This window comes from Pseudomonas sp. KBS0710 (assembly GCF_005938045.2).
Taxonomy (GTDB): domain Bacteria; phylum Pseudomonadota; class Gammaproteobacteria; order Pseudomonadales; family Pseudomonadaceae; genus Aquipseudomonas.
Map to the genome: position 1 here is coordinate 2,588,011 of NZ_VCCF02000001.1, position 20,187 is coordinate 2,608,197.

19 protein-coding genes and 1 pseudogene are annotated in these 20,187 nt (G+C 59.4%); 8 read left to right on the forward strand and 12 right to left on the reverse strand.

The features are described from left to right. Positions 1–81: 81 nt before the first annotated feature. The gene (locus tag FFI16_RS11940; protein ID WP_138817671.1) at positions 82–1,278 is read right to left on the reverse strand and encodes a multidrug effflux MFS transporter; all 1,197 of its coding nucleotides are present in this window, start codon (positions 1,276–1,278) and stop codon (positions 82–84) included. 207 nt (positions 1,279–1,485) lie between these two features. Between FFI16_RS11940 and rbsK the strand changes: the two genes are divergently transcribed. From rbsK to FFI16_RS11955, 3 genes are read left to right on the forward strand one after another with little or no spacing between them, the layout of a single operon-like run. Then, complete coding sequence (rbsK, locus tag FFI16_RS11945) at positions 1,486–2,406, forward strand: ribokinase (RefSeq protein WP_138817670.1); 921 nt, start codon at positions 1,486–1,488, stop codon at positions 2,404–2,406. A gap of 28 nt (positions 2,407–2,434) precedes the next feature. After that, a complete protein-coding gene (fucP, locus tag FFI16_RS11950; protein WP_138817669.1) occupies positions 2,435–3,766 on the forward strand; it encodes an L-fucose:H+ symporter permease in 1,332 nt (443 codons plus the stop codon). Further along, entirely contained in the window at positions 3,763–4,809 is a 1,047-nt protein-coding gene (locus FFI16_RS11955; protein ID WP_138817668.1) for an aldose 1-epimerase family protein, read from the forward strand. Before fucP ends, FFI16_RS11955 begins: the two co-directional genes overlap by 4 nt. Here FFI16_RS11955 and deoR read toward each other — a convergent pair. Next, positions 4,806–5,564: a DNA-binding transcriptional repressor DeoR gene (gene deoR / locus FFI16_RS11960; RefSeq protein ID WP_138817667.1), complete on the reverse strand. Its 759-nt coding sequence runs from the start codon at positions 5,562–5,564 to the stop codon at positions 4,806–4,808. The two genes, FFI16_RS11955 and deoR, sit on opposite strands and share 4 nt — an antisense overlap. 127 nt (positions 5,565–5,691) lie before the next feature. Here deoR and deoC point away from each other — a divergent pair, with 127 nt between their 5' ends. Continuing rightward, complete coding sequence (gene deoC / locus FFI16_RS11965; RefSeq protein ID WP_138817666.1) at positions 5,692–6,375, forward strand: deoxyribose-phosphate aldolase; 684 nt, start codon at positions 5,692–5,694, stop codon at positions 6,373–6,375. Positions 6,376–6,452: 77 nt separating this feature from the next. Here deoC and FFI16_RS11970 read toward each other — a convergent pair whose 3' ends face one another. Beyond that, positions 6,453–6,941 carry a DUF4019 domain-containing protein gene (locus tag FFI16_RS11970; RefSeq protein ID WP_138817665.1) on the reverse strand — a complete coding sequence of 163 codons (489 nt, stop codon included), beginning with the start codon at positions 6,939–6,941 and terminating at the stop codon, positions 6,453–6,455. A 356-nt stretch (positions 6,942–7,297) separates the two neighbouring features. Between FFI16_RS11970 and FFI16_RS11975 the strand changes: the two genes are divergently transcribed. Together FFI16_RS11975 and FFI16_RS11980 are read left to right on the forward strand one after the other, a co-directional pair. Further along, the gene (locus FFI16_RS11975; RefSeq protein ID WP_138817664.1) at positions 7,298–8,041 is read left to right on the forward strand and encodes an FRG domain-containing protein; all 744 of its coding nucleotides are present in this window, start codon (positions 7,298–7,300) and stop codon (positions 8,039–8,041) included. 86 nt (positions 8,042–8,127) lie between these two features. Beyond that, the gene (locus FFI16_RS11980; protein WP_138817663.1) at positions 8,128–8,967 is read left to right on the forward strand and encodes a DUF2971 domain-containing protein; all 840 of its coding nucleotides are present in this window, start codon (positions 8,128–8,130) and stop codon (positions 8,965–8,967) included. Between the two features lie 178 nt (positions 8,968–9,145). On the opposite strand, the gene FFI16_RS11985 is transcribed toward FFI16_RS11980, so the two are convergent. From FFI16_RS11985 to FFI16_RS12025, 9 genes and pseudogenes are all read right to left on the reverse strand, one after another. Continuing rightward, positions 9,146–9,727, reverse strand: a complete 582-nt coding sequence (locus FFI16_RS11985; RefSeq protein ID WP_138817662.1) for a DedA family protein — start codon at positions 9,725–9,727, stop codon at positions 9,146–9,148. An 84-nt stretch (positions 9,728–9,811) separates the two neighbouring features. Next, complete coding sequence (locus tag FFI16_RS11990; RefSeq protein ID WP_138817661.1) at positions 9,812–10,111, reverse strand: hypothetical protein; 300 nt, start codon at positions 10,109–10,111, stop codon at positions 9,812–9,814. Positions 10,112–10,243: 132 nt separating this feature from the next. Next, positions 10,244–10,441: pseudogene (locus FFI16_RS11995) on the reverse strand (AAA family ATPase); the annotation flags it as partial. 33 nt (positions 10,442–10,474) lie between these two features. Further along, positions 10,475–11,707, reverse strand: coding sequence for a phosphopentomutase (locus FFI16_RS12000; RefSeq protein WP_138817660.1), 1,233 nt, complete (start codon positions 11,705–11,707; stop codon positions 10,475–10,477). After that, positions 11,704–13,011 (reverse strand): thymidine phosphorylase, encoded by a 1,308-nt coding sequence (gene deoA, locus FFI16_RS12005; protein ID WP_138817659.1) that lies wholly within the window; start codon positions 13,009–13,011, stop codon positions 11,704–11,706. The genes FFI16_RS12000 and deoA overlap by 4 nt, the downstream gene beginning before the upstream one ends. A gap of 10 nt (positions 13,012–13,021) precedes the next feature. Further along, the gene (locus tag FFI16_RS12010) at positions 13,022–14,287 is read right to left on the reverse strand and encodes a NupC/NupG family nucleoside CNT transporter (RefSeq protein ID WP_017135630.1); all 1,266 of its coding nucleotides are present in this window, start codon (positions 14,285–14,287) and stop codon (positions 13,022–13,024) included. Between the two features lie 54 nt (positions 14,288–14,341). Further along, entirely contained in the window at positions 14,342–14,740 is a 399-nt protein-coding gene (locus FFI16_RS12015; RefSeq protein ID WP_138817658.1) for a cytidine deaminase, read from the reverse strand. Between the two features lie 118 nt (positions 14,741–14,858). Next, positions 14,859–16,166, reverse strand: coding sequence for an LLM class flavin-dependent oxidoreductase (locus tag FFI16_RS12020; RefSeq protein ID WP_138817657.1), 1,308 nt, complete (start codon positions 16,164–16,166; stop codon positions 14,859–14,861). Next, positions 16,163–17,134 carry an ABC transporter substrate-binding protein gene (locus tag FFI16_RS12025; protein WP_138817656.1) on the reverse strand — a complete coding sequence of 324 codons (972 nt, stop codon included), beginning with the start codon at positions 17,132–17,134 and terminating at the stop codon, positions 16,163–16,165. The genes FFI16_RS12020 and FFI16_RS12025 overlap by 4 nt, the downstream gene beginning before the upstream one ends. Before the next feature lie 257 nt (positions 17,135–17,391). Between FFI16_RS12025 and FFI16_RS12030 the strand changes: the two genes are divergently transcribed. Both FFI16_RS12030 and FFI16_RS12035 read left to right on the forward strand, forming a co-directional pair. Further along, entirely contained in the window at positions 17,392–18,972 is a 1,581-nt protein-coding gene (locus tag FFI16_RS12030; protein WP_138817655.1) for an efflux transporter outer membrane subunit, read from the forward strand. 94 nt (positions 18,973–19,066) lie between these two features. After that, positions 19,067–20,179, forward strand: a complete 1,113-nt coding sequence (locus tag FFI16_RS12035) for an efflux RND transporter periplasmic adaptor subunit (protein WP_178112735.1) — start codon at positions 19,067–19,069, stop codon at positions 20,177–20,179. Positions 20,180–20,187: the final 8 nt, after the last annotated feature.

Here is a 20,187-nt window from a genome sequence, read left to right on the forward strand (position 1 = left end):
GCCTATGGAGTTAGTTGTTTTGCCGCCAGCGATAGTTGTAATGGATGGGCAATGGCCCCGACGAATGGCGTCAGCCACGCGTCAAGGACGCGCCAGATGAACCGGCAAACGGCGCAGGGTCCACAAGGTCACCAGCATCGCCGCCACCGCGCACAGCGCAATGCCCACCAACATCGGCGCCGGCGTATGGTCGGCAAACACGCCAACCAATGTCATGGACACGGCCGCCGTGATCATCTGGATAGCACCGAGCAGCGCCGAGGCAGAACCCGCGACTGCCCCATGATCTTCCATGGACAACACCCCAGCGGCCGGCAACAGCAGGCCAAGAAAACCGAAGCCGATAAACAGCAGTGCCATCATCAAGGCGAGGTTGTCACTCCACAAGGTGGTGACGGCCAGCGCGCTCATGATCACCGCCACGCCCACCACTGACCAGCGAATCAGTGGCGCCAGGCCAAAACGCGCGCTCAGGCGTGCGGTCAGTTGGCTCATGGCGAAGAACGACGCGGCGTTGACTGCAAAACACAGGCTGAATTGCGTAGGCGTCAGGCCGAAATACTCGATGTACACGAACGGCGCGCTGCCGATAAACACAAAGAACGTCGCCAGGCCAAACCCGCACACCACCGACAGGCCGGTGAATACCGGGTCGCGCAGCAATGCGCCGTAGCTGCCGATCGCACTGCCCAGGGTCTTGCCCAGGCGGCGTTCGGCGGGGTGGGTTTCGGGCAATTGCACAATGGTCATTACCAGGCACAACACGGCAACCACCGCCAGCACCACGAACACTTCACGCCAGCTCCAGAGTGAAATCACCACGCTGCCGGCCAGGGGCGCGAGGATCGGCGAGACACTCATCACCAGCATCAGCAGGGCCATCAGGCGCGCCGCTTCGTGGCCGGTATACAGGTCGCGCACCACTGCCCGCGGAATGACCATGCCCGCGCATGCGCCAAAGGCTTGCAGGGCACGAAAGCCAATCAGCACTTCAATCGTCGGTGCCAGCGCACAGCCGACGCTGGCCACCGCGAAAATCGCCAGACCCGCGTAAATCGGCGGCTTGCGCCCGTACACATCGCTGATCGGCCCGTAGAACAGCTGGCACACACCAATGATCATGAAGAACACCGTGAGGCTCATCTGCACGGCCGCCGGCGACGCCTGCAGGCTGGCACCCAGGGTGGGCAGCGCAGGCAGATAGCTGTCGATGGCGAATGGGCCGATGGCGGTGATCAACCCGAGCAACAAGGCCAGGTGGGCAATACTTCGAGACATGGGGGTTCCGGGTCACAGCAAAAGATCGGCCAGCTTAGTGAGCTGCCCTTGGGCACACAAGGTGGTGCTTACACAGACGCTACATTTTCATGTGGCTTGGCTGATCTTCACAAAATAAAGATTGAATAATCACACTTAATGTTATTTAAATAACAAAACAAGAGCGCTGCGACCTGCCTGGTCGTGCCGCAACAAGGTGAGATAGCAATGGGCAAGATCGCAGTCATCGGCAGCAACATGGTGGATTTGATTACCTACATCGACCGCATGCCGGACCAGGGCGAAACCCTGGAAGCACCGGGCTTTGCCCTCGGGTGTGGCGGCAAAGGCGCCAACCAGGCGGTGGCGGCAGCCAAGCTTGGCGCGGATGTGCTGATGTTGAGCAAGGTGGGGGACGACATGTTTGCCGACAACACCCTGGCCAACTTCCAGGGTTTTGGCATCGACACCCGTTATGTGCAGCGGGTGCCAGGCGTCTCCAGCGGCGTGGCGCCGATTTTTGTGCGCGCCGATTCCCACAACAGCATTTTGATCGTCAAAGGCGCCAATGCGCATTTGCTGCCAGCGGATATCGAGGCGGCGGCCGCTGATCTGCGTGAATGCTCGCTGATCGTGCTGCAACTGGAGATCAACCTGGACACGGTCTACTACGCCATCGAATTCGGCCGTCGCCATGGCATTGCGGTGCTGCTCAACCCGGCACCGGCCCTGGCCGACTTGAGCGCTGAGCACTTGGCGCAGTTGGATTTCCTGATTCCCAACGAATCGGAACTGGCGTTGATCACCGGTCGAGTGGTGGACTCGCCGGATTCGGCCCGCAGCGCCGCACACACCCTGGTCGCCAGCGGCATTCGCCACGTGATCGTCACCCTCGGCGAGCACGGCGCGCTGTACGTAGGCGAGGAGGGCGAGTTCCAGGTACCCGGCCAACGGGTGGTGGCCCGCGACACCACCGGCGCCGGCGATGCGTTTATCGGTTGTTTCATCCAGCACTGGAGCCGCAACGGCGCCATTCGCCAGGCCATGGAGCAGGCAGTGGCGTATTCCGCCTGTTCGGTCACAGCGCTGGGTACACAGACCTCCTATCCCGACGCCGAAGCGTTCGCCCGTTTCCAGCAACAGCGGTAAGACACTCAACCCAGCCCGGAGAACAATAATGAACAAACCTGCGCTGCAACAGACACCCGATGGCTTCTATCTGAACCGCACGCCCTGGTTCGCCTTTATCCTGCTGTGCAGCATTTTTGCGTTGTGGGCCGCAGCGGCGAGCATGAACGACGTGCTGATCGCGCACTTCAAGAAAGCCTTCCTGCTCAGCGATTTCCAGACCGCCTTTGTGCAGTCGGCGTTTTACCTGGGTTACTTTTTCGTGGCGATTCCGGCCGCGATGGTGGTGCGTCGTTTGAGCTACAAAAGCACGATTCTGATCGGCCTGTTGCTGTACATGCTCGGCTGCCTGCTGTTCTTCCCAGCCGCGTCCACCGCCAAATACGGCATGTTCCTGCTGGCCCTGTTTGTGATTGCCGCCGGCCTGTCGTTCCTGGAAACCGCGTGCAACACCTATTCAACGTTGATGGGCCCACGGGAAACCGGGACGCGGCGCTTGAATATCTCGCAAACCTTTCACCCGTTCGGGGCCATGGCCGGGGTGTACGTGGGCAGCTTCGTGATGTTCAAGGACACCGATGCCACCACCGAGCAACTGACGCAGATGAGCGCATCCGAGGCGGCTGTGCAGCAGTTGCAGATGATCCAGTCCACCTTGCTGCCCTATAAGTGGATGATCGCCGTACTGGTGCTGATGTTTATCCTGATCGCCATTACGCGGTTCCCGGCCTGCAAGGGCAATAAGCCTGTCGACAGCACCTCCGGCAGCTTGCGCCAAAGCCTGGGCCGACTGTGGCGCAACCCACGTTTTACCTTTGGTGTTCTGGCGCAGTTTCTGTATGTAGGCGCGCAGGTCGGCGTGTGGAGTTTCACCATTCGCCTGGCCATGCAAATGGGCGGCATGAATGAGCGCAGTGCTTCGTGGTTTTTGCTGACCACGTTTGCCGCCTACTTTGTCGGCAAGCTGATCGCCAACCTGCTGATGCGCCGCCTGCACCCGGCCCGGGTATTGGCGATTTACGGTGTGCTGTGCATTGTGCTGCTGGCATACACCATCCTGGTGCCGAACATTTCCGCGGTGTATGCCGCAGTCGGCGTGAGCATTTTCCTTGGCCCGTGCTGGCCAACCATCTACGGCCTGACCATCGATGGCCTGGGTGAAGACACCGGCGTCGGCGGTTCACTGTTGGTGATGAGTATTGTCGGTGGCGGGGTGATCCCTATCTTCCAGGGCCTGTTGTCCGATGCCAGCGGTGGCAACATGCAGTTGGCCTACAGCGTGCCGCTGCTGTGTTTTATCGTGATCGTGATGTATGCGCTCAAGTGCATGCGCCAATCAGACAAATTGCCTTCGGGCGCGGCTGCGGCGGTGGCCTCATGAACGCGCGTATCCCGCTGTATCCTGCGCTGTTCAGTGAGCAGGAAAAGATCTTGCTGCAGTCCGAGGACTTCAAGGTCTGCGCCTGGGTTTACCCGTCCGGCGTGTTGGCCGTGAGCCTGGAGAACAGCCGAGGACGCCTGGTGGTACTGCCTTATCAAGGGCAGATGATCTGGTCGGCGGTGTTCGATGGCTGCGACCTGACCATGACCAACCTCTTCGAGCAGCCAAGGCCCAGCCCAACGATTATCGACACCTATGGCTGCTTTATGTTTCACAGCGGCCTGCTGCGCAACGGCTGCCCGGCGCCGGATGACACCCATGCCTTGCACGGCGAAATGCCCTGCGCGCCCATGGACACGGCCTGGCTGGAAATAGGCGAGGGCGTGGTGAGCATGGGCGGCACTTACCAATATGCCAAGGGCTTTGGCGATCGTTACCGGGCCACCCCGAGCGTGACACTGCGCGCGGATTCGGCCCTGTTCGATATCGACATGGACGTCACCAACCTGGCCGGCAAGCCTATGGAACTGATGTACATGGCCCATATGAACTACGCCTATGTGGCCGGCGCGCGGTTTGTCGAGCCACTGGGGATGCAGCGTTTGCGCCTGCGCACCAGCGTGCCGGACCACGTCAAGCCCACGCCGGACTGGAGCGCCTACATGGCGCAACTGGCCGAGCACCCGGCGCAATTGGCGTGTCTCGACACGCCGGCGTTATACGACCCGGAAATCGTGTTTTTCTTCGACGACGTAGGCGCAGATGCCAGCGGCCATGCGCATTTTCTACTGGATCACCCGAATGGCGCAGCGTTTTACACCCGCTACCGCCCCAAGGAGTTTGGGCACGCCGCCCGCTGGATTCTGCACTCACCTGATCAGCAAGTGGCGGCGTTCGTACTGCCGTCGACCTGTGAACCCGAGGGCTACACCGCCGAGAAAACCAAAGGCCACGTGCGGGTTCTGGCGGCCGGGGCCAGCGCGTCGTTCAGCGTGACCACCGGCTATTTGAATGCGCGTGAGCGCCAGATGTTGTTGGGTTAAACCAGCAATTGCGCGTCGCTGGCCTGGATGGCTTCTTTGTAGGCCTGGGGGATTTTTTTGTCGCTGACCACGTAGTGAAAGTCTGCAAGGCTGGCGAAGTGCGCCGTGCGCACCGTGTCGAATTTGCTGAAGTCCGCCAGCAACACACGCTGCTGGGCTTGGCGCAGGACCTTTTGCTTGACCTCGACTTCATTGAAGTTGAAGCAGGTCACGCCGAATTCCTGGCTGACGCCGGCAGCCGTCACAAACGCCCACGTGAGGCGCACGCTGTCGAGAATGCTGCTTTCGGCGTTGCTCTCAAACACCTGGTTCTTGCGGTGAAAGGTGCCGCCGCACAGCACGATATGGCAGTTGGGCTTGTTCTGCAGCTTGAGCAACACGTTCAACGAGCTGCACACCGCGGTGAATTCCAACTCGTCGGGGATAAAATCAATCACAAACGGCGAGGTGGTGCCGCAGTCGAAAAATACCGTGTCGCCGGGCTGTATCAGCCGTGCGGCGAGTTTGCCGATGCGGCGCTTTTCTTCGACGTGACGCGTGCCCTGGTCGGCCACCCGGTAATCGCCAGCCTCACTGCCGACCCGCGTGATATAGCCGCCCAGCAGGCGTAAATGCTCACTGAAGTGGTTGAGGTCGCGGCGCAGGGTCATCTCGGAAACGTCCAGCAGCGCCGCCATTTCCCGTAGGTGGATGGCGCTCTGGTCCTGCAGGGCTTGCTGGATAAGCTTGAGTCGCTCGGCTTTTTTACTGTCCACGGGCATTCCAGGGCTTGATTGTTTGTGTTAACTAAGTAACATTAATTGTGAATATTGTAACGCTTAATGTGAGCGCCGCAGCACGCGGCACACCACCATTGGCAACATACAGGCAAGGGCACGTTATATGAATACGCTTCAACCCGCAGCATTGGCCAAGTACATCGATCACACCTTGCTGGCCCCCGATGCCACCCGTGAACAGATTCGCACCTTGTGCGAGGAAGCCCAGGCACACGGCTTTTATTCAGTGTGCCTGAACTCCGGGCAGGTGCCTTACGCCGCGTCCTGCCTGACCGACAATCGTGTGGTGATCTGTGCGGTGGTGGGCTTCCCATTGGGCGCCGGCCTGAGCGACACCAAGGCCTTTGAAGCCGAACGAGCGATAGCCGCCGGGGCAGGGGAGATCGACATGGTGCTCAACATTGGCTGGCTGAAGGAAGGCTTGCTTGAGGCGGTGCGCGAAGACATTGCCTTGGTGCATAAAGCCTGCGGCACCGTGCCGTTGAAGGTGATCCTGGAAACCTGCCTGCTCAGCGACGAACAAAAAGTGCAGGCCTGCGAAATCTGTCGGGATTTGGGTGTGGCATTCGTCAAGACGTCCACCGGGTTCAGCCGCAGTGGCGCCACGCTTGAAGACGTGGCCTTGATGCGCAAGACAGTAGGCGCTGGGGTTGGGGTAAAGGCATCCGGCGGCGTGCGTGATTATGCGACGGCGGTGAAGATGATTGAGGCCGGGGCTACGCGTTTGGGCAGTAGTTCGGGGGTTGCGATTGTGGGTGGGGAAACGGCGACGGTGAGTGGTTATTGAAGCACTGTTTATATAACTCAACTAAATAGGCATTTAGTTGAGTTATATAAAATTTGAATAAAAGATTCGCAGTAGGGCTAAGGCGCCTTCTTGTCATCGCCGCCAAACGTGACGCTCTTATGCACGAAGTAGCCTACGACGCCCCAGCGCGTGTCGTCGTCTCGAAAGATGACTTTCTCTTTGACGGTGGCGGTGGCAAACGTCGAGGCAAACTCGATCACTGCGTAGCGTCCTGCAGGCGCATCCGGCAGGTCAACGATAAAGCCAATGGTCTCGGGCTTGCGCGCCTGCAACGAACCCAGTCCTAGACGCAACGTTTTAAGCCCGGCAACCCACGCCAGCTCAGAGGTTTTCGCCTGCATAACCGGGCTGGCGGCGGTCCAGGTCTTCGCAGGTTCGCCGGCATCCAGCAACATGAGAAACGCTACGGCGGTGTCGAATACCTGTTGTTGCTGTTGCGGTGTTCCTGGATCAGACGCGACGACCTTCGGCGACGGCTTGTTGAAACTGACATCGCAGCCGCCAAGCAACGCAGCGCTAAGCAATACGGCAGCATAAAGCTTCATGCAGATCTTCCTTGAGCACGGGTGGCGTTGGGACGAGTAAAGATCATGCGTGAAGGCGCTGCCATGTGGTGGATGAAAACGATGCGGTTGCGGCGACGTGGCAGTCGGGAGGCAACGGTCAGTGAGAAGATCAAAAGCCTGGGGACGCTGGCTCAAAATCTGACGCGTACTGCTGCTGATTACGTAACATGATATTACGCATAATGTATATTATGTTAAATTATGTATCAGGCCATATCCCTTTCAGCTCCGACCTTGATGAATCACGCAGCCCTTCACCAACACTGCATTTCAACCTGCATGCTTTCGTCGGGAATGTATAAAATCCGCGTTACCTCAACTATCAGGAAACGGACTTGGAAAATCGAACGCTAAGGTCATTTGAAGAACTGCGTGATGTGCTTCGCGACATAGCGCTGGATGAAGGCTATTTTTTTCGGGGTGAACGACGAAGTGACTACTCGTTGAAACCAAAAATTGCCCGATTGGTGGCGCAACCAGTCCCGTCCGAAGATGGAAAATTGGTTCTTGATCTGCGATATCCGGTAACCATCGTGGACGAGCGCGAGGCATTGCAGCGTTTCAAGGCTGCGGCCAGACCTTACCTCACCGCTGTGCCAGATTCGGAATGGGACTGGCTGGCGCTAGCCCAGCATAATGGCCTGCCTACACGCCTATTGGATTGGACGACAAATCCGCTTGTGGCTCTGTATTTCGCAGTGGGCGAAATGATTGATGACAACTGGCTGAGAAGAGAACAATTGAGTACCGAAAAATTCAATGGCTCAGCTGCATTTTATGTCATGCGGGTCAAGCACCCTCCACTTGATACGCTCGCTTTAAAGCCGTTCGAAAGTGACGGTTTGTTTTTCGCGAGTCATGTGACACCGAGAATTGCTTCTCAAGGTGGCCTTTTCTCGGTTCAACAGAATCCATTTAAACCATTGAAATGGGGACGGATTATCAAGTACAGCATTCCTTTTGAAGCCAGGATGGATATGAAGCGGGAGCTTGCGCTTTTCGGAATAACACATGCCTTCATCTATCCGGGCCTGGAGGGCATCGCTAAAGACCTGCAGGAGCGAATCAATAGTTTTTAACAAGGCTGGAAACGAGGGTGTTCGCCGCTTCCACCCTCCCCCAGAGCCTTGGTATCTAGCGCCAACTGAATAGGACTTCATCGCCAATGAACGAAATTGCATACCGCTACGCGACAGCTGAAACTTTCGAGAAAATGCTTGCGAGTCAGGAGCTCTGGTTCTCTGACCTGCGGAATATGAATGATTGGGACGAATACGCTGCTGGATTCAGGATCGCTAACGAACTTATAACAAGCGAATTCCCACAGTTCGCTTCCATTCTAGGTGAGATCTCGCCAGAGCGAATGAGCGATCAATTCATGATACTCATCTGCTCTTTTTCTAATCACGGCGATTGCCTGAGCATGTGGCGCGGCTATGGGGATAATGGCAAGGGGGCGGCCATTGGCTATAACACCCACGAAATTGAAAACCACCACCTTTTTTCTCGCTATTTGCAAAAAATGGATCCTGTCAATGGCAAGGTGAAATTCAACTCTGTAATTTATTCAGAAGAAAACTACAAGGAAATCATCCGCCATAACGTCAGGCGGGTGTTTTCTGTACGCAGTGATGTGCCACCAGAAGAACGTCCACCCATTCTGGAATTAAGAAAAAAGATGTTCGGAAGTCTGCTGGTCAGACTGTGCACGCTGTATAAAAATGACTTTTTCGAGGATGAACGCGAAACGCGAGGATTCATCGAGATCAATAAATATAACGACCCATACGAAATCTCCAAAAGGTCGAGCGATTTTGGCGACTCAGCCTTTCATAAAATTCGCTCGGACTTTCAAAGCATCCCTTCCATCAAAGAGGTTGTGCTCGGCCCCGGCTATGAAAAAACCGATGAATACGTCCAGCATTTGTTAGCCGAATACGGACTTCCGGATGTGAAAATCAAGCGCTCTTTGGGCACATATCGTCTATCTGCCAATAGCAATTGAACTCACGCGCACCAGGGGGCGATAAACGCAAAAGGGAACGCCCCTGACGGAACGTTCTACCTTCGTAGCTCAGCGGCGAAAGAGACGGTCTAGAACGAGCAGAGCGACTGCACCGATCGCGTCTGCTGCCCACGTTGCAACGCCTTTTTGGTCGTGACTGTTGGCTTATGCCACTACCTCAGCGGTGCGACGCCTTGGTTCGGCGGCGCAAATACCGCACCAGCGCCGCAAGGGTCACTAGTGCTACCACTGCGATGAAGATCGGCAGGCGATACGGCCTCAGGTCGCCAAAGAAATGCTGTAAGGCCTCGCCGGCCCAGTAGCCTGCGCTGACGAACAGAGTGGCCCAAATTGCCGCACTCAGCACATTGATCAAGGCGAACCGCCAGGGCGCCAGGCCGCTTGCACCTATTACCATGGGCCCCACTAAGCGCATTCCGTAGAGAAAGCGTACGGCGAATACAGAGGTCAGGGGGTAGCGATGGATAAGGCCCTCTACCCGTTCGATAGCGGACTGGTGACGCTTGAGTTTGGGCAGCAGGCGGCTCCCGAAATAACGTCCTGTCCAGAACAATAGCTGATCGCCGAGTATGCCGCCCAGAGTGGCCCAGCCGATTACATGCAGCCATTGCAGGGCGCCCTGGTGTGCAGCCATACCGCCGAGGATCAAAACTGTTTCGCCTTCCAGCAGACAGCCCACGAAGATTACCCAGTAGCCGTAGACTGCAATCAACGCGTTGAGGTCGAGATGTTCGAGCATGGGCATTCCTGAATCCGGTGGAGGCAATAGCGGCAGTACTAATGGGCAGAAATAGATCTTTCCCTTGATCGATTTGAGCACTTCTTATTGATGAGAATCGGCCTCCTCCGCGGGATAAAACTCGCCCTCCTTCCCGATCTTTTTCAGCCGTTCGCGCACAATTAACTCAACGCTGGCCACTGCGGCTTGATCGTCGGGGTTCACCAGCTGCAAGCACAGGCGTTGGACATTCTGATCGTGGGTGCCTTCGCTCATCATCTCGTGAGTGAAGACTTGTTCGCCACGCCATAGGCATAGCTGGGTATGAGTGCCGCCCAGCCATATCTCGTTGATGGACCTGAGGTCGGTGGTAGCCAGTTGATCCAGAGTGATTGTCTTATCCATTGCGCTGTACCTCACCAATGAGTAGATATGGGTAGACTCAAAGGCACAATGGGTCGTTCCAAGCGTGTGCAATCTCACCGCGCTAATACGGCATAAATCTCAGCAACCACCTGCGCCGTCGCCTGCTCAATACTCCGAATCATCGGTGGGGTTTCTGGCGTGAGCGTTAACCAGGGCCATGGTCTCAGCTCTGTAGGGATCGCTTTTTCGCTCGCAAAGGCGGATCACCTTTTTGTTGCCTGCCCGCAGTGATTGGGTGACGGCTTCCAACAGCGTGGTTTTACCGGTGCCTTTGGGGCCATCCAGGGAGACAAATAATGGACAATTCATGCTTCACGTAATGATGGACAAGTGATGAGCACCTTAACATGGCTCACTCAGCAAAAAAGACGTGCCCAATGCCAACGGCTCCAACCCCAGGTGCACCGCCAGCGTCTGGCCGATATCGGCAAAGCTGGCTCGCTCGCCCAGCCAACCCGCCGCCACGCCTGCGCCATAAGCCAGGACGGGCACATGTTCACGGGTATGATCGCTGCCCGGCCGCGAGGGGTCGCAGCCGTGGTCGGCGCTGATGATGAGCAATGTTTGTGGGTCCATCAGCGCCAGTAATTCCGGCAGCCTGCGGTCGAAGGCTTCCAGCGCGGCAGCGTAGCCGGCGAGGTCTCGGCGGTGCCCGTAGAGCATGTCGAAATCGACAAAGTTGGCAAACACCAGGCTGTTGTCTGGCGCTTCGCGGTAGGCTTTGAGCGTGGCGTCGAACAGCGCATCGTTGCCATCGGCCTTGTACAAGCGGCTGATGCCTCTGTGAGCAAAAATATCGCCGATTTTGCCCACCGCATGCACGGTGCCGCCGGCGTCGCAGAGGCGATCCAGCAGCGTCGCTGACGGCGGCGGCACGGTGTAGTCGCGGCGATTGCCGGTGCGCCGGAACTGGCCTGCGTGCTCGCCGGTGAAGGGTCGGGCAATGACCCTGCCGACGGTGTATTCATCACATAAGGTACGGGCGATTTCACACACCCGGTACAGCGCTTCAAGGCCGAAATGGCTTTCATGGGCGGCGATTTGCATCACGCTGTCGGCCGAGGTGTAGCAAATCGGCTGCTGGCTGCGGATGTGCAATTCACCCAAGTCGTCCAGCACCGTGGTGCCCGAGGCGTGGCAGTTGCCCAGGATACCCGGCAACCCTGCCCGCTCAATCAGGTCGGCCAGCAGTTGCGGTGGAAAGGACTCGGTCGGCCGCTCGAAATAACCCCAGTCGAACAACACCGGCACGCCCATCATTTCCCAATGCCCAGACGGCGTGTCCTTGCCGGATGATTGCTCGCGCGCATGGCCGTAGGCGCCAATCGGTGCAGCGTCGCCCCAGTTGCCTGGCAACGGGCCATTGCCACTGGCCGCCGCTGCGGCGCCCAATCCCAGCTGGCCCAGGTTTGGCAGGGTCAAAGGTCCGCGGCGCAATAAACCATCGGCCTCACCACGGGCACAGGCTTCGGCGATATGGCGCAAGGTGTCGGCGCCGGTATCGCCAAACAGCGCGGCGTCGGCGCTGGCACCGATGCCCAACGAGTCCAGCACTAATACGATGGCCTTGCTCATAGGATTGCCTGGATCAATTCGCGCGCGGCCGGGCGTTCATCGCCTAGCCGATACGCTGCGCGCAAGGCGGATGCGCCCTGCTCGGCCTGTTCTGGCGTACGCCCATGCACCCATCCCAGGGGCCGTTTCGCATTCACCTGTTCGCCGACAAAGGCCAGCTCGCTGAAGCCCACGGACAGGTCCAGCACATCGTCCGGATGGCTGCGTCCACCGCCCAATGTCACCACCGCCAAACCCACTGCACGGGTGTCGATCTCGGTGACACAGCCCTCCTCCTCGGCCCACACCGGCACCGACACGACCGCCTTGGGTAAATGTTGATCGGGCGTGTCGGTAAAACCCTGCGGACCGCCCAGCGCAACCACCATCTGCTCAAATCGCTGCAAGGCCGCCCCGCTCTGCCAGGCTTGAAGCAATTGATCACGGGCCTGAGCCTCGTCCCTCGCCAGGCCGGCCATCGTCAGTGCCTGGGTGGCCAGCGCCAACGTCACCGCCCACAGGCGTTCACTGCGCACCTCGCCTTTGAGCAGGGCTACCGCTTCCGCCACTTCCAGGGCATTGCCGGCACTGCGGGCCAGTGGTTGGTCCATGTCGGTGATCAGGGCGCGGGTATTGACCCCGGCGCCGTTGGCCACTGCGACGATACTCGCGGCCAGTGCTTGGGCCTGTTGCGGCTCGGCCATGAAGGCGCCGTTGCCGGTCTTCACATCCATGATCAACACATCGAGGCCGGCGGCGAGTTTTTTGCCGAGGATCGACGCGGTGATCAGGTCTATCGACTCCACCGAGCCGGTGACATCGCGGATCACGTACAAACGCTTGTCCGCCGGCGCCAGGTTGGCCGTTTGGCCGATGATCGCGCAGCCGACTTCAGCCACTATCGCGCGCAGGCGTTCGGTGCTGGGGTGGCAGTCGTAACCAGGGATGCTTTCGAGCTTGTCCAGGGTGCCGCCGGTATGCCCAAGACCGCGCCCGGAAATCATCGGCACGTAACAGCCGCAGGCCGCCAGCAAGGGCGCCAGCAGCAGGCTGATCATGTCACCGACGCCGCCGGTGGAATGCTTGTCGACGATCGGCCCCGGCAGCGCCCATTGCAGTATCTGGCCGGAGTCGCGCATTGCCTCGGTCAAAGCGATGCGTTCGCTCACGTCCATGCCCTTGATGAACACCGCCATGGCGAACGCCGCCACCTGCCCATCGCTAAGGCTGCCGTCGGCAATACCGGCGACAAATTGTTGAATGTCCACTGCGGCCAGGGCATGCCCGTCGCGTTTACGGCGAATCACTTCTTGTGGCAACCACATACTGTGCTCCTTACAGCGAAATGAAAAAGCCGACAATCGCCGCACTCATCAGGTTGGAAAGCGTGCCGCCGATCATGGCCCGCAGGCCCAGCCGTGCCAGTTCTTGACGCCGTTGCGGGGCGATACCCGTGAGGCCGCCCAGTTGAATCGCAATCGAGGACAGGTTGGCAAAGCCGCACAGGGCGAAGGTGACGATCACTTGGGTGTGTGCCGACAACAGCGGCACCCCGGCTGCGGCGGCCTTGTCCGCGGTCAGGTAATTGGCCAGGTCGGCATAGGCGACGAACTCGTTGAGCACCAGTTTTTCGCCGATAAAACCGCCGGCCAGCACCGCCTCATGCCACGGCACCCCGAGCAGAAACGCGATCGGCGCCAACACGTGGCCGAGCACCAGTTGCAAGGTCAGCTGCGGGTAGCCAAACCAGTTGCCCGCCCAGCCCAGCAGCCCGTTGAACAGGGCGATCAACGCGATAAACGAAAGCAGCATCGCGCCCACCGCCAAGGCCAGGCGCAAGCCGACCTGCGCGCCCTCAGCCGCCGCGTCGATGATATTGGTCGGCCGATTCTCGGCCTGCCCCAGCTCTTCAATCACCTCGTCGGTACGCGCCGCTTCGGTTTCCGGCTCCATAAGCTTGGCCATCAACAACGCCCCCGGCGCCGACATGAAACACGCCGCGATCAGGTACTTGAGTTCCACCCCAAGCCCGGCGTAACCGAGCAGCACCGAGCCTGCCACCGCGGCAAAACCACCGACCATCACCGCGAACAACTCAGAGCGCGTCAGCTTGGCAATGAACGGCCGTACCACCAGCGGCACCTCCGACTGGCCAATGAAAATCGCCGACGTGACCACCATCGACTCGACGCGACTGGTACCCAGCAACAGGCGCAGGCCGCCGCCCACCAGCCGGATAATCCAGCCCATCACGCCGATGTAATACAGCACCGAGATAAAGCTGCCGAAGAACACAATCATCGGCAGCACCCGGATAGCGAATACAAACCCGCCATTGCCGAAGACTTCAAACATATGCGGCGAGCTCAAGCCGCCGAACAGAAACTCGATGCCTTTGTTGGCGTAGAGCTGCAGCGAGGCTACCGCGCCCGACAGTGCGGCGAGCACCGTCTGGCCCCAGGGCACGTACAGCGCGAACGCGCCGATCAAAACCTGGATTACAAAGGCTACCGAGACCGTGCGCCAGTTGATCGAGCGTCGCTGGTGGGATAAAGCAATGGCAATGACAATAAGGGTCGCTATTCCGACAAGACTGATCATGCAGGCGTCTCAACAAGGGACCAAGCGGACGCAGGCCAGTGGGCCTGCCCAGGATTAGAAAGCGTCGAAGGCGCCCGGCAGCAATTGCGCCAGGGTCCAGGTGCGGGTGGCGGCCGGGTCACTGCCCTGACATATCACCACTGCATCCTTGGCCATCAACTCCAGCATCACCTGGCGGCAGGCACCGCAAGGGCTTATCAGTGAAACGTTGGGTGCGTAAACAGCGATGGCCCTGAAACTGCCAGGCGCATAGCCCTGGCTGATAGCGCTGAACAAAGCGCTGCGTTCGGCACAATTGGTCAGCCCGTAGGAGATATTCTCCACGTTGCAGCCCTGTATGACCTCGCCGTCGGCGGTCAGCAACGCTGCGCCTACCGGAAACTTGGAATAAGGCGAATACGTACGCTCGGCCGCCCGCTTGGCCTGCTCCATCAAACGCTGTTCAATTGTCATTCACAGGGTCATCCCATTTTATTGCGCACACGTCCAGGGAGGTCGTGGCGCTCTTATGGGTGTTATTAAAATAACATTTGATGTGAATACTCAATCTTTATTTTTTGCCCATGAACGATTATGCAACTGCCAACCCCAGGCTCTCGCGCAAGGTCGTGCCTTCATACGCCGTGCGATACACACCTCGCTCCTGCAACAGCGGTATGACCTCTTGCGTAAAACGGTTGAACTGGCCCGGATGCCCAATATAAATATTGAAGCCATCCACCGCCCGCGCCTCCAGCCAATCCGCCATTTTTTGCGCCACAGTATCCGCCGCCCCCACAAACGCCCCCGGCCGCAGTTGCCGGCCGAATTCCACCGCCTGACGCAAGGTAAACCCCTTCTCCCGCGCCTGATCAGCAATGCGCTTGGCATTGGTAAAAAAGCTGCTGCGCGCCGCCTCCAGGCTTTCCTGGGGAAACGGCGCATCCAAATCGTATTGGCTGAAATCATGCCAGCCGAAATTGCGCCCAAACTCCTTCAGTGCCAGCTCAAAACTATGGTCGGCCTGGTGGTAATGCTGCTCTATTTCACGTGCATGCGCGTCGGTGTCGCCGACATAGATTTCCGCGCCGGGCATTACCAGCAATTGCTCCGGATCGCGCCCGTGTTGCAGCGCCCTGCCCTTTATATCCCGGTAAAACGCCTGACCCTGTTCGATGCTGGCGGCGTGGGTGAAGATCACATCGGCGGTGGCGGCGCCGAGGTCGCGGCCTTGTTCTGAGTCACCGGCCTGGAAGATCACTGGTTGGCCCTGGGGCGAGCGTTGGATATTCAGCGGGCCGACCACGCAAAAGTGCTCGCCCTTGTGGTTCAGGCTGTGCAGTTTGCTCGGGTCGAGGAACTGGCCTGTCGCACGGTCGCGCACGAAGGCGTCATCCTCGTAGGAATTCCACAAGCCTTGCACCACCTGGACGTGTTCGGCGGCGCGGCCGTAGCGGGTGTCGTAGTCGTAATGCTCGTCGCGGCTGTAATTGCCGGCTGTACCGGCATCGCCGCTGGTGACCACGTTCCAGCCGGCGCGGCCTTTGCTGATCAGGTCCAGGGAGGCCAAGCGGCGCGCCACGTTGTACGGCGAGTTGTAGGACGTTGTCAGCGTGCCGACCAAACCGATATGCCGTGTGCTGACGGCCAACGCCGATAGCAGCGTCAGCGGTTCCAGGCGATTGAGGTAATGGGACGGCGAGCCGGGCGTGATGAACTGGCTGTCGACGATAAACATCAAGTCGAACAACGCAGCCTCGGCCTGGCGGGCGATGTCGATGTACCAGTCAACATTGACGCTGGCATCGGCCGGTAACTCGGGGTCAAGCCACAGGTTGTGGCGGCCGGGGCCGCCGCAGCCCATTGTCAGGGCGCCGAGTTTTAGCTGTCTTTTAGTCATTTGTTCAGTGTTCCTTGAAGCGATGTGGCCACGGCGGGTTGCAAGGCGGCTGCGAATGAATCGTCGAACAGGCTGGCCGCCGAATAGGATTTGACCAGGCCCTGGCTGGCAAAAAAGTCCACGGTCTTTTGCGCTTCGACCGGCGATTGGACCGTGACCGGCTCCACCGTGGTGCGCGCGCGGGCAAACCAGGCGCGGGCGATGTCGGCATCGGCGCGGGTGCGTTTGGCCCAGGCATCCGCATACGCGTCGGCGTTGGCCGGGCTTTGGCGTGTCCAGTCGCGGGCCTTCTTCAAGCGCTGCAAAAAGTCGCTGATGGGTGCGCGTTTGCTCTCCACGGCCTTGGTGTTGGCGGCAATGAAACTCTGCGCCGGAATCAACCCCTCAGCCGTGGCCAGCACCCGCGCGCCTTGGCGTTCCTGCTGGGTAACGTAAGGTTCCCAGGTGGCGATCACATCAACCGAGCCGCCTTCCAGTGCATGGGAAGCATCCAGGGCGCTGAGGTAGCGCAGCTCCAGGGAGTCACGTGGCACGCCGGCTTTGTCCAGCGCCGTCATCAACAGTTGCTGGCTCCAGGAGCCTTTCCAGATGGCCGCGCGCTTGCCGGCAAGGTCGGCAAGGCTGTGGATCGAGGAGTCTTTTCTGACCAGAATCGCCACGCCTTCGAGGTTCTGCCGGCTGATACCAATCACCTTGATCGGCGCGCCGAGTGCGCCCAGGAACAATACCGGCGCATCCCCCAGCAGGCCGATGTCCAGGCTGTTGGCATTCAGCGCTTCGGCGACGGGCGAACCGGCGGTGAATTGCTTCCATTCCAGCGTGTAAGGCAGGTCATTGAGCACCCCCGCCGCCTCCATCACGGCCTGGGCGTTGTAGCTTTGGTCGCCTACCACCAGCGTTTGCGCGTGGGCGGTCAGGCAGAGCAAGGCGGCAGTCATGCCAGCCGCCAGTGTTGTCAGGTAACGCACATTTTTCTCCAAAGGCCTGTTCAAAGGACGGAGAAGATGAGGGACTGATCACGCGGTGTAAAATACTGATAATGCATATCCTAATTCTATAAAAATGCTAAATATGCATTTTATAGCCATCGATGCAGCCGAAACTCAAGGGCCGACATTGCATAGCGCCCGGCACCACCTACACTGGTTTGAGTCCAGCGACCCTGATGCACCTGCACTCATTGCTCAACAAAAAAACAGTTAGCCAACTGATTAATAGAGTCAACATGAAAGAGCAGCCTCGGCAGCGTGTGTCCTCCCTTCTGGCTCCCTTGAGCCTGCTGTGCATCGCCCTCGCCGGCTGCACCGTCGGGCCTGATTTCGCCCGCCCCGATGTGGCTGCGAACGCCGACTATGCAAAAGAAACACTCACCACCACTGCCCAGGCGGATATCGCCACCGGTGGCGCCGCGCAGCGGCTGATCGCCGGCATGGATATCCCCGGCCAATGGTGGACGCTGTTTCGTTCGCCCGCCTTGAACGCACTGGTTGAAGAAGCCTTGAAGGCCAACCCGGATGTGAGCGCCGCGCAAGCCGCCTTGCGCCAGGCCAACGAGCTGGTCTACGCCGACCAGGCGTCGTTGTTCCCATCAGTGAGCGGCAATGTGCAGAAAGCGCGAGAGAAAGTCTCGGGGGTCACCTCCGGCGTGCCGGAATCGCCAATACTCACGGTCAGTTCTGCGTCGCTGAGCGTGTCCTATGCCCCGGATGTGTTTGGCGGTACGCGCCGGCAAATCGAGTCGACCACGGCGCAGGCCGAGTACCAGCGCTTCCAGCTGGAGGCGACCTACCTGACCCTGACCGCCAATGTGGTCAATACCGCCATCAGCCTTGCGTCTGTGCGTGATCAAATCGCGTCGACCGAGGAAATCATTCGTCTGCAAGGCGGTCAGCTGGATCTGCTGCAAGCGCAGCGGCGTTTGGGGGCCATTGGCGATACCGATGTGCTGACCCAGCAAACCGCACTGGCACAAACCCGTGCGACCTTGCCGCCGTTGCAAAAGCAATTGGCGCAAACGCGCAATCAGTTGATGGCCTATCTGGGGCGCTTTCCCAATCAGGACCAGGGCGAGCGTTTCAACCTGGCGTCTTTACGGTTGCCCGAAGAACTGCCGGTGAGCCTGCCCTCGGCCATCGTCGGCCAGCGGCCGGATGTGCGTTCTGCCGAGGCTCAACTACATCAGGCCAGCGCCAATATCGGTGTGGCCGTCGCCAACCAGTTGCCGCAGTTCAGCATTACCGGCTCGCTGGGCTCCACGGTGGCAAGCGGGACCAAGCTGTTTTCGTCCGGCTCCGGCGTGTGGAGCCTGACGGGCTCGATTACCCAGCCGATCTTTGACGCCGGCGCGCTTGAACACCGCAAACGCGCAGCCGTGGCCGCTTACGACGAATCGGCGGCGCGTTATCGCGGCACGGTGGTGACCGCCTTCCAGGATGTGGCCAACGCACTGCGGGCGCTGGAAGCCGACGCCGACGCGCTCAACCAGCAGGTCGTGGCCGAACGCTCCGCGCAGGCCAGCCTGGATCTGGTCCAGGCCCAATTTCGCCTTGGCGCAGTGGCCTACATCAACCTGCTCACGGCCCAGCAGACCTATCAGAACACTGCACTGTCACGCGTCAAGGCCCAGGCCGCGCGCTACAGCGACACCACGGCGCTGTTCCAGGCCTTGGGTGGCGGCTGGTGGAACCGTACGGATGTAAACCCGGACACCAAAGGCCGCCCGGATCGCTTTGGCCTGCCGTCGTGGCAGGAAATCATGCCGGCCAAGAGCAAAGCCGCGCCGGCCGATGCCGCGCGGCTCAACTGAATCAACAGCGAGAAACCCCATGGCTGAAGTCACCCCTGTCTCTGCCCCACCACTGGCCCCCAATGGCCCGCGCAAACGGCGACTGTGGCGGCCGATGCTGATCATGATCGTGGTGGTGCTGGTGATTGTCGCGATCATTGCCGGGGTGAAGTTCGTGCAGATTTCGGCGCTGATCGCCCAGTCCAAACAGCCCTTGCCGGCTGCTGTGGTGACGGCCATGCAGGTGCCATTTAGCGAATGGCAACCCAGCGTGTCGGCGGTGGGCTCCATGAAGGCAGTGCGCGGCGTGGATGTGACCACCGAAGTGGGCGGCATTGTGCGCACCATCGGCTTCAAACCTGGCCAGGAGGTCGAGGCCCAGGCACTGCTGGTGCAGTTGAATGCTGACTCGGATATCGCACAACTGCATTCGCTGGAGGCCACCGCCGATCTGGCAGTGATCGTGCTCAAGCGCGACAAGGCGCAACTGGCGGTCAACGCCATCTCCCAAGCCCAGGTAGACACCGACACCGCCGACTTGAAGGCCAAGCTTGCCGCCGCCGAACAGCAGCGCGCGCTGGTGGCGAAAAAGACCATTCGCGCGCCCTTTGCCGGGCGCATCGGCATCACCAGCGTCAACCCCGGCCAATACCTCAACCCAGGCGACAAAATCGCCACGTTGCAGACCTTTGATCCCATCTACATCGATTTCAGCGTGCCGCAAACCCAGATGGAAGCCATTGCCATTGGCCAGGGCGTCGCGGTAACAGCTGACGGCCTGTCCAACCAGACGTTCAAGGGCCGCATCAGCACCATCGACACTCAGTTCGATACCACCACGCGCAACGTCACCGTTGAAGCAACCGTGGAAAACCCCAAGCAAAACCTGGTGCCCGGCATGTTTGCGCGTGCCGTGGTCAACTCGGGCGCCACCCAACGCTACCTCACCGTGCCGCAAACGTCGGTGACCTACAACCCGTATGGCACCACGGTGTTCATTGCCACGTCGAGCAAGAATGACAAGGGTGACGAGGTGCTCACCGCGCAACAGACCTTTATCAAGACCGGGCCGACTCGCGGCGATCAAGTCGCGATCCTGTCCGGGGTCAAAGAAGGCGACCTGTTGATCACCAGCGGCCAGATGAAGCTCAAGAACGGCTCGCCGGTGAAGGTCGATAACAGCGCCGCGCCGCTGAACGACCCGGCGCCGACTCCCCAAGAACATTAAAGGTGTCC

Bases quoted from the DNA above. Each gene is read 5' to 3' on its own strand.
- FFI16_RS11940 (WP_138817671.1), bottom strand. From the start codon at position 1,278: ATGTCTCGAAGTATTGCCCACCTGGCCTTGTTGCTCGGGTTGATCACC.
- rbsK (WP_138817670.1), top strand. From the start codon at position 1,486: ATGGGCAAGATCGCAGTCATCGGCAGCAACATGGTGGATTTGATTACC.
- fucP (WP_138817669.1), top strand. From the start codon at position 2,435: ATGAACAAACCTGCGCTGCAACAGACACCCGATGGCTTCTATCTGAAC.
- FFI16_RS11955 (WP_138817668.1), top strand. From the start codon at position 3,763: ATGAACGCGCGTATCCCGCTGTATCCTGCGCTGTTCAGTGAGCAGGAA.
- deoC (WP_138817666.1), top strand. From the start codon at position 5,692: ATGAATACGCTTCAACCCGCAGCATTGGCCAAGTACATCGATCACACC.
- FFI16_RS11970 (WP_138817665.1), bottom strand. From the start codon at position 6,941: ATGAAGCTTTATGCTGCCGTATTGCTTAGCGCTGCGTTGCTTGGCGGC.
- FFI16_RS11980 (WP_138817663.1), top strand. From the start codon at position 8,128: ATGAACGAAATTGCATACCGCTACGCGACAGCTGAAACTTTCGAGAAA.
- FFI16_RS11985 (WP_138817662.1), bottom strand. From the start codon at position 9,727: ATGCTCGAACATCTCGACCTCAACGCGTTGATTGCAGTCTACGGCTAC.
- FFI16_RS11990 (WP_138817661.1), bottom strand. From the start codon at position 10,111: ATGGATAAGACAATCACTCTGGATCAACTGGCTACCACCGACCTCAGG.
- FFI16_RS12000 (WP_138817660.1), bottom strand. From the start codon at position 11,707: ATGAGCAAGGCCATCGTATTAGTGCTGGACTCGTTGGGCATCGGTGCC.
- deoA (WP_138817659.1), bottom strand. From the start codon at position 13,011: ATGTGGTTGCCACAAGAAGTGATTCGCCGTAAACGCGACGGGCATGCC.
- FFI16_RS12010 (WP_017135630.1), bottom strand. From the start codon at position 14,287: ATGATCAGTCTTGTCGGAATAGCGACCCTTATTGTCATTGCCATTGCT.
- FFI16_RS12015 (WP_138817658.1), bottom strand. From the start codon at position 14,740: ATGACAATTGAACAGCGTTTGATGGAGCAGGCCAAGCGGGCGGCCGAG.
- FFI16_RS12020 (WP_138817657.1), bottom strand. From the start codon at position 16,166: ATGACTAAAAGACAGCTAAAACTCGGCGCCCTGACAATGGGCTGCGGC.
- FFI16_RS12030 (WP_138817655.1), top strand. From the start codon at position 17,392: ATGAAAGAGCAGCCTCGGCAGCGTGTGTCCTCCCTTCTGGCTCCCTTG.
- FFI16_RS12035 (WP_178112735.1), top strand. From the start codon at position 19,067: ATGCTGATCATGATCGTGGTGGTGCTGGTGATTGTCGCGATCATTGCC.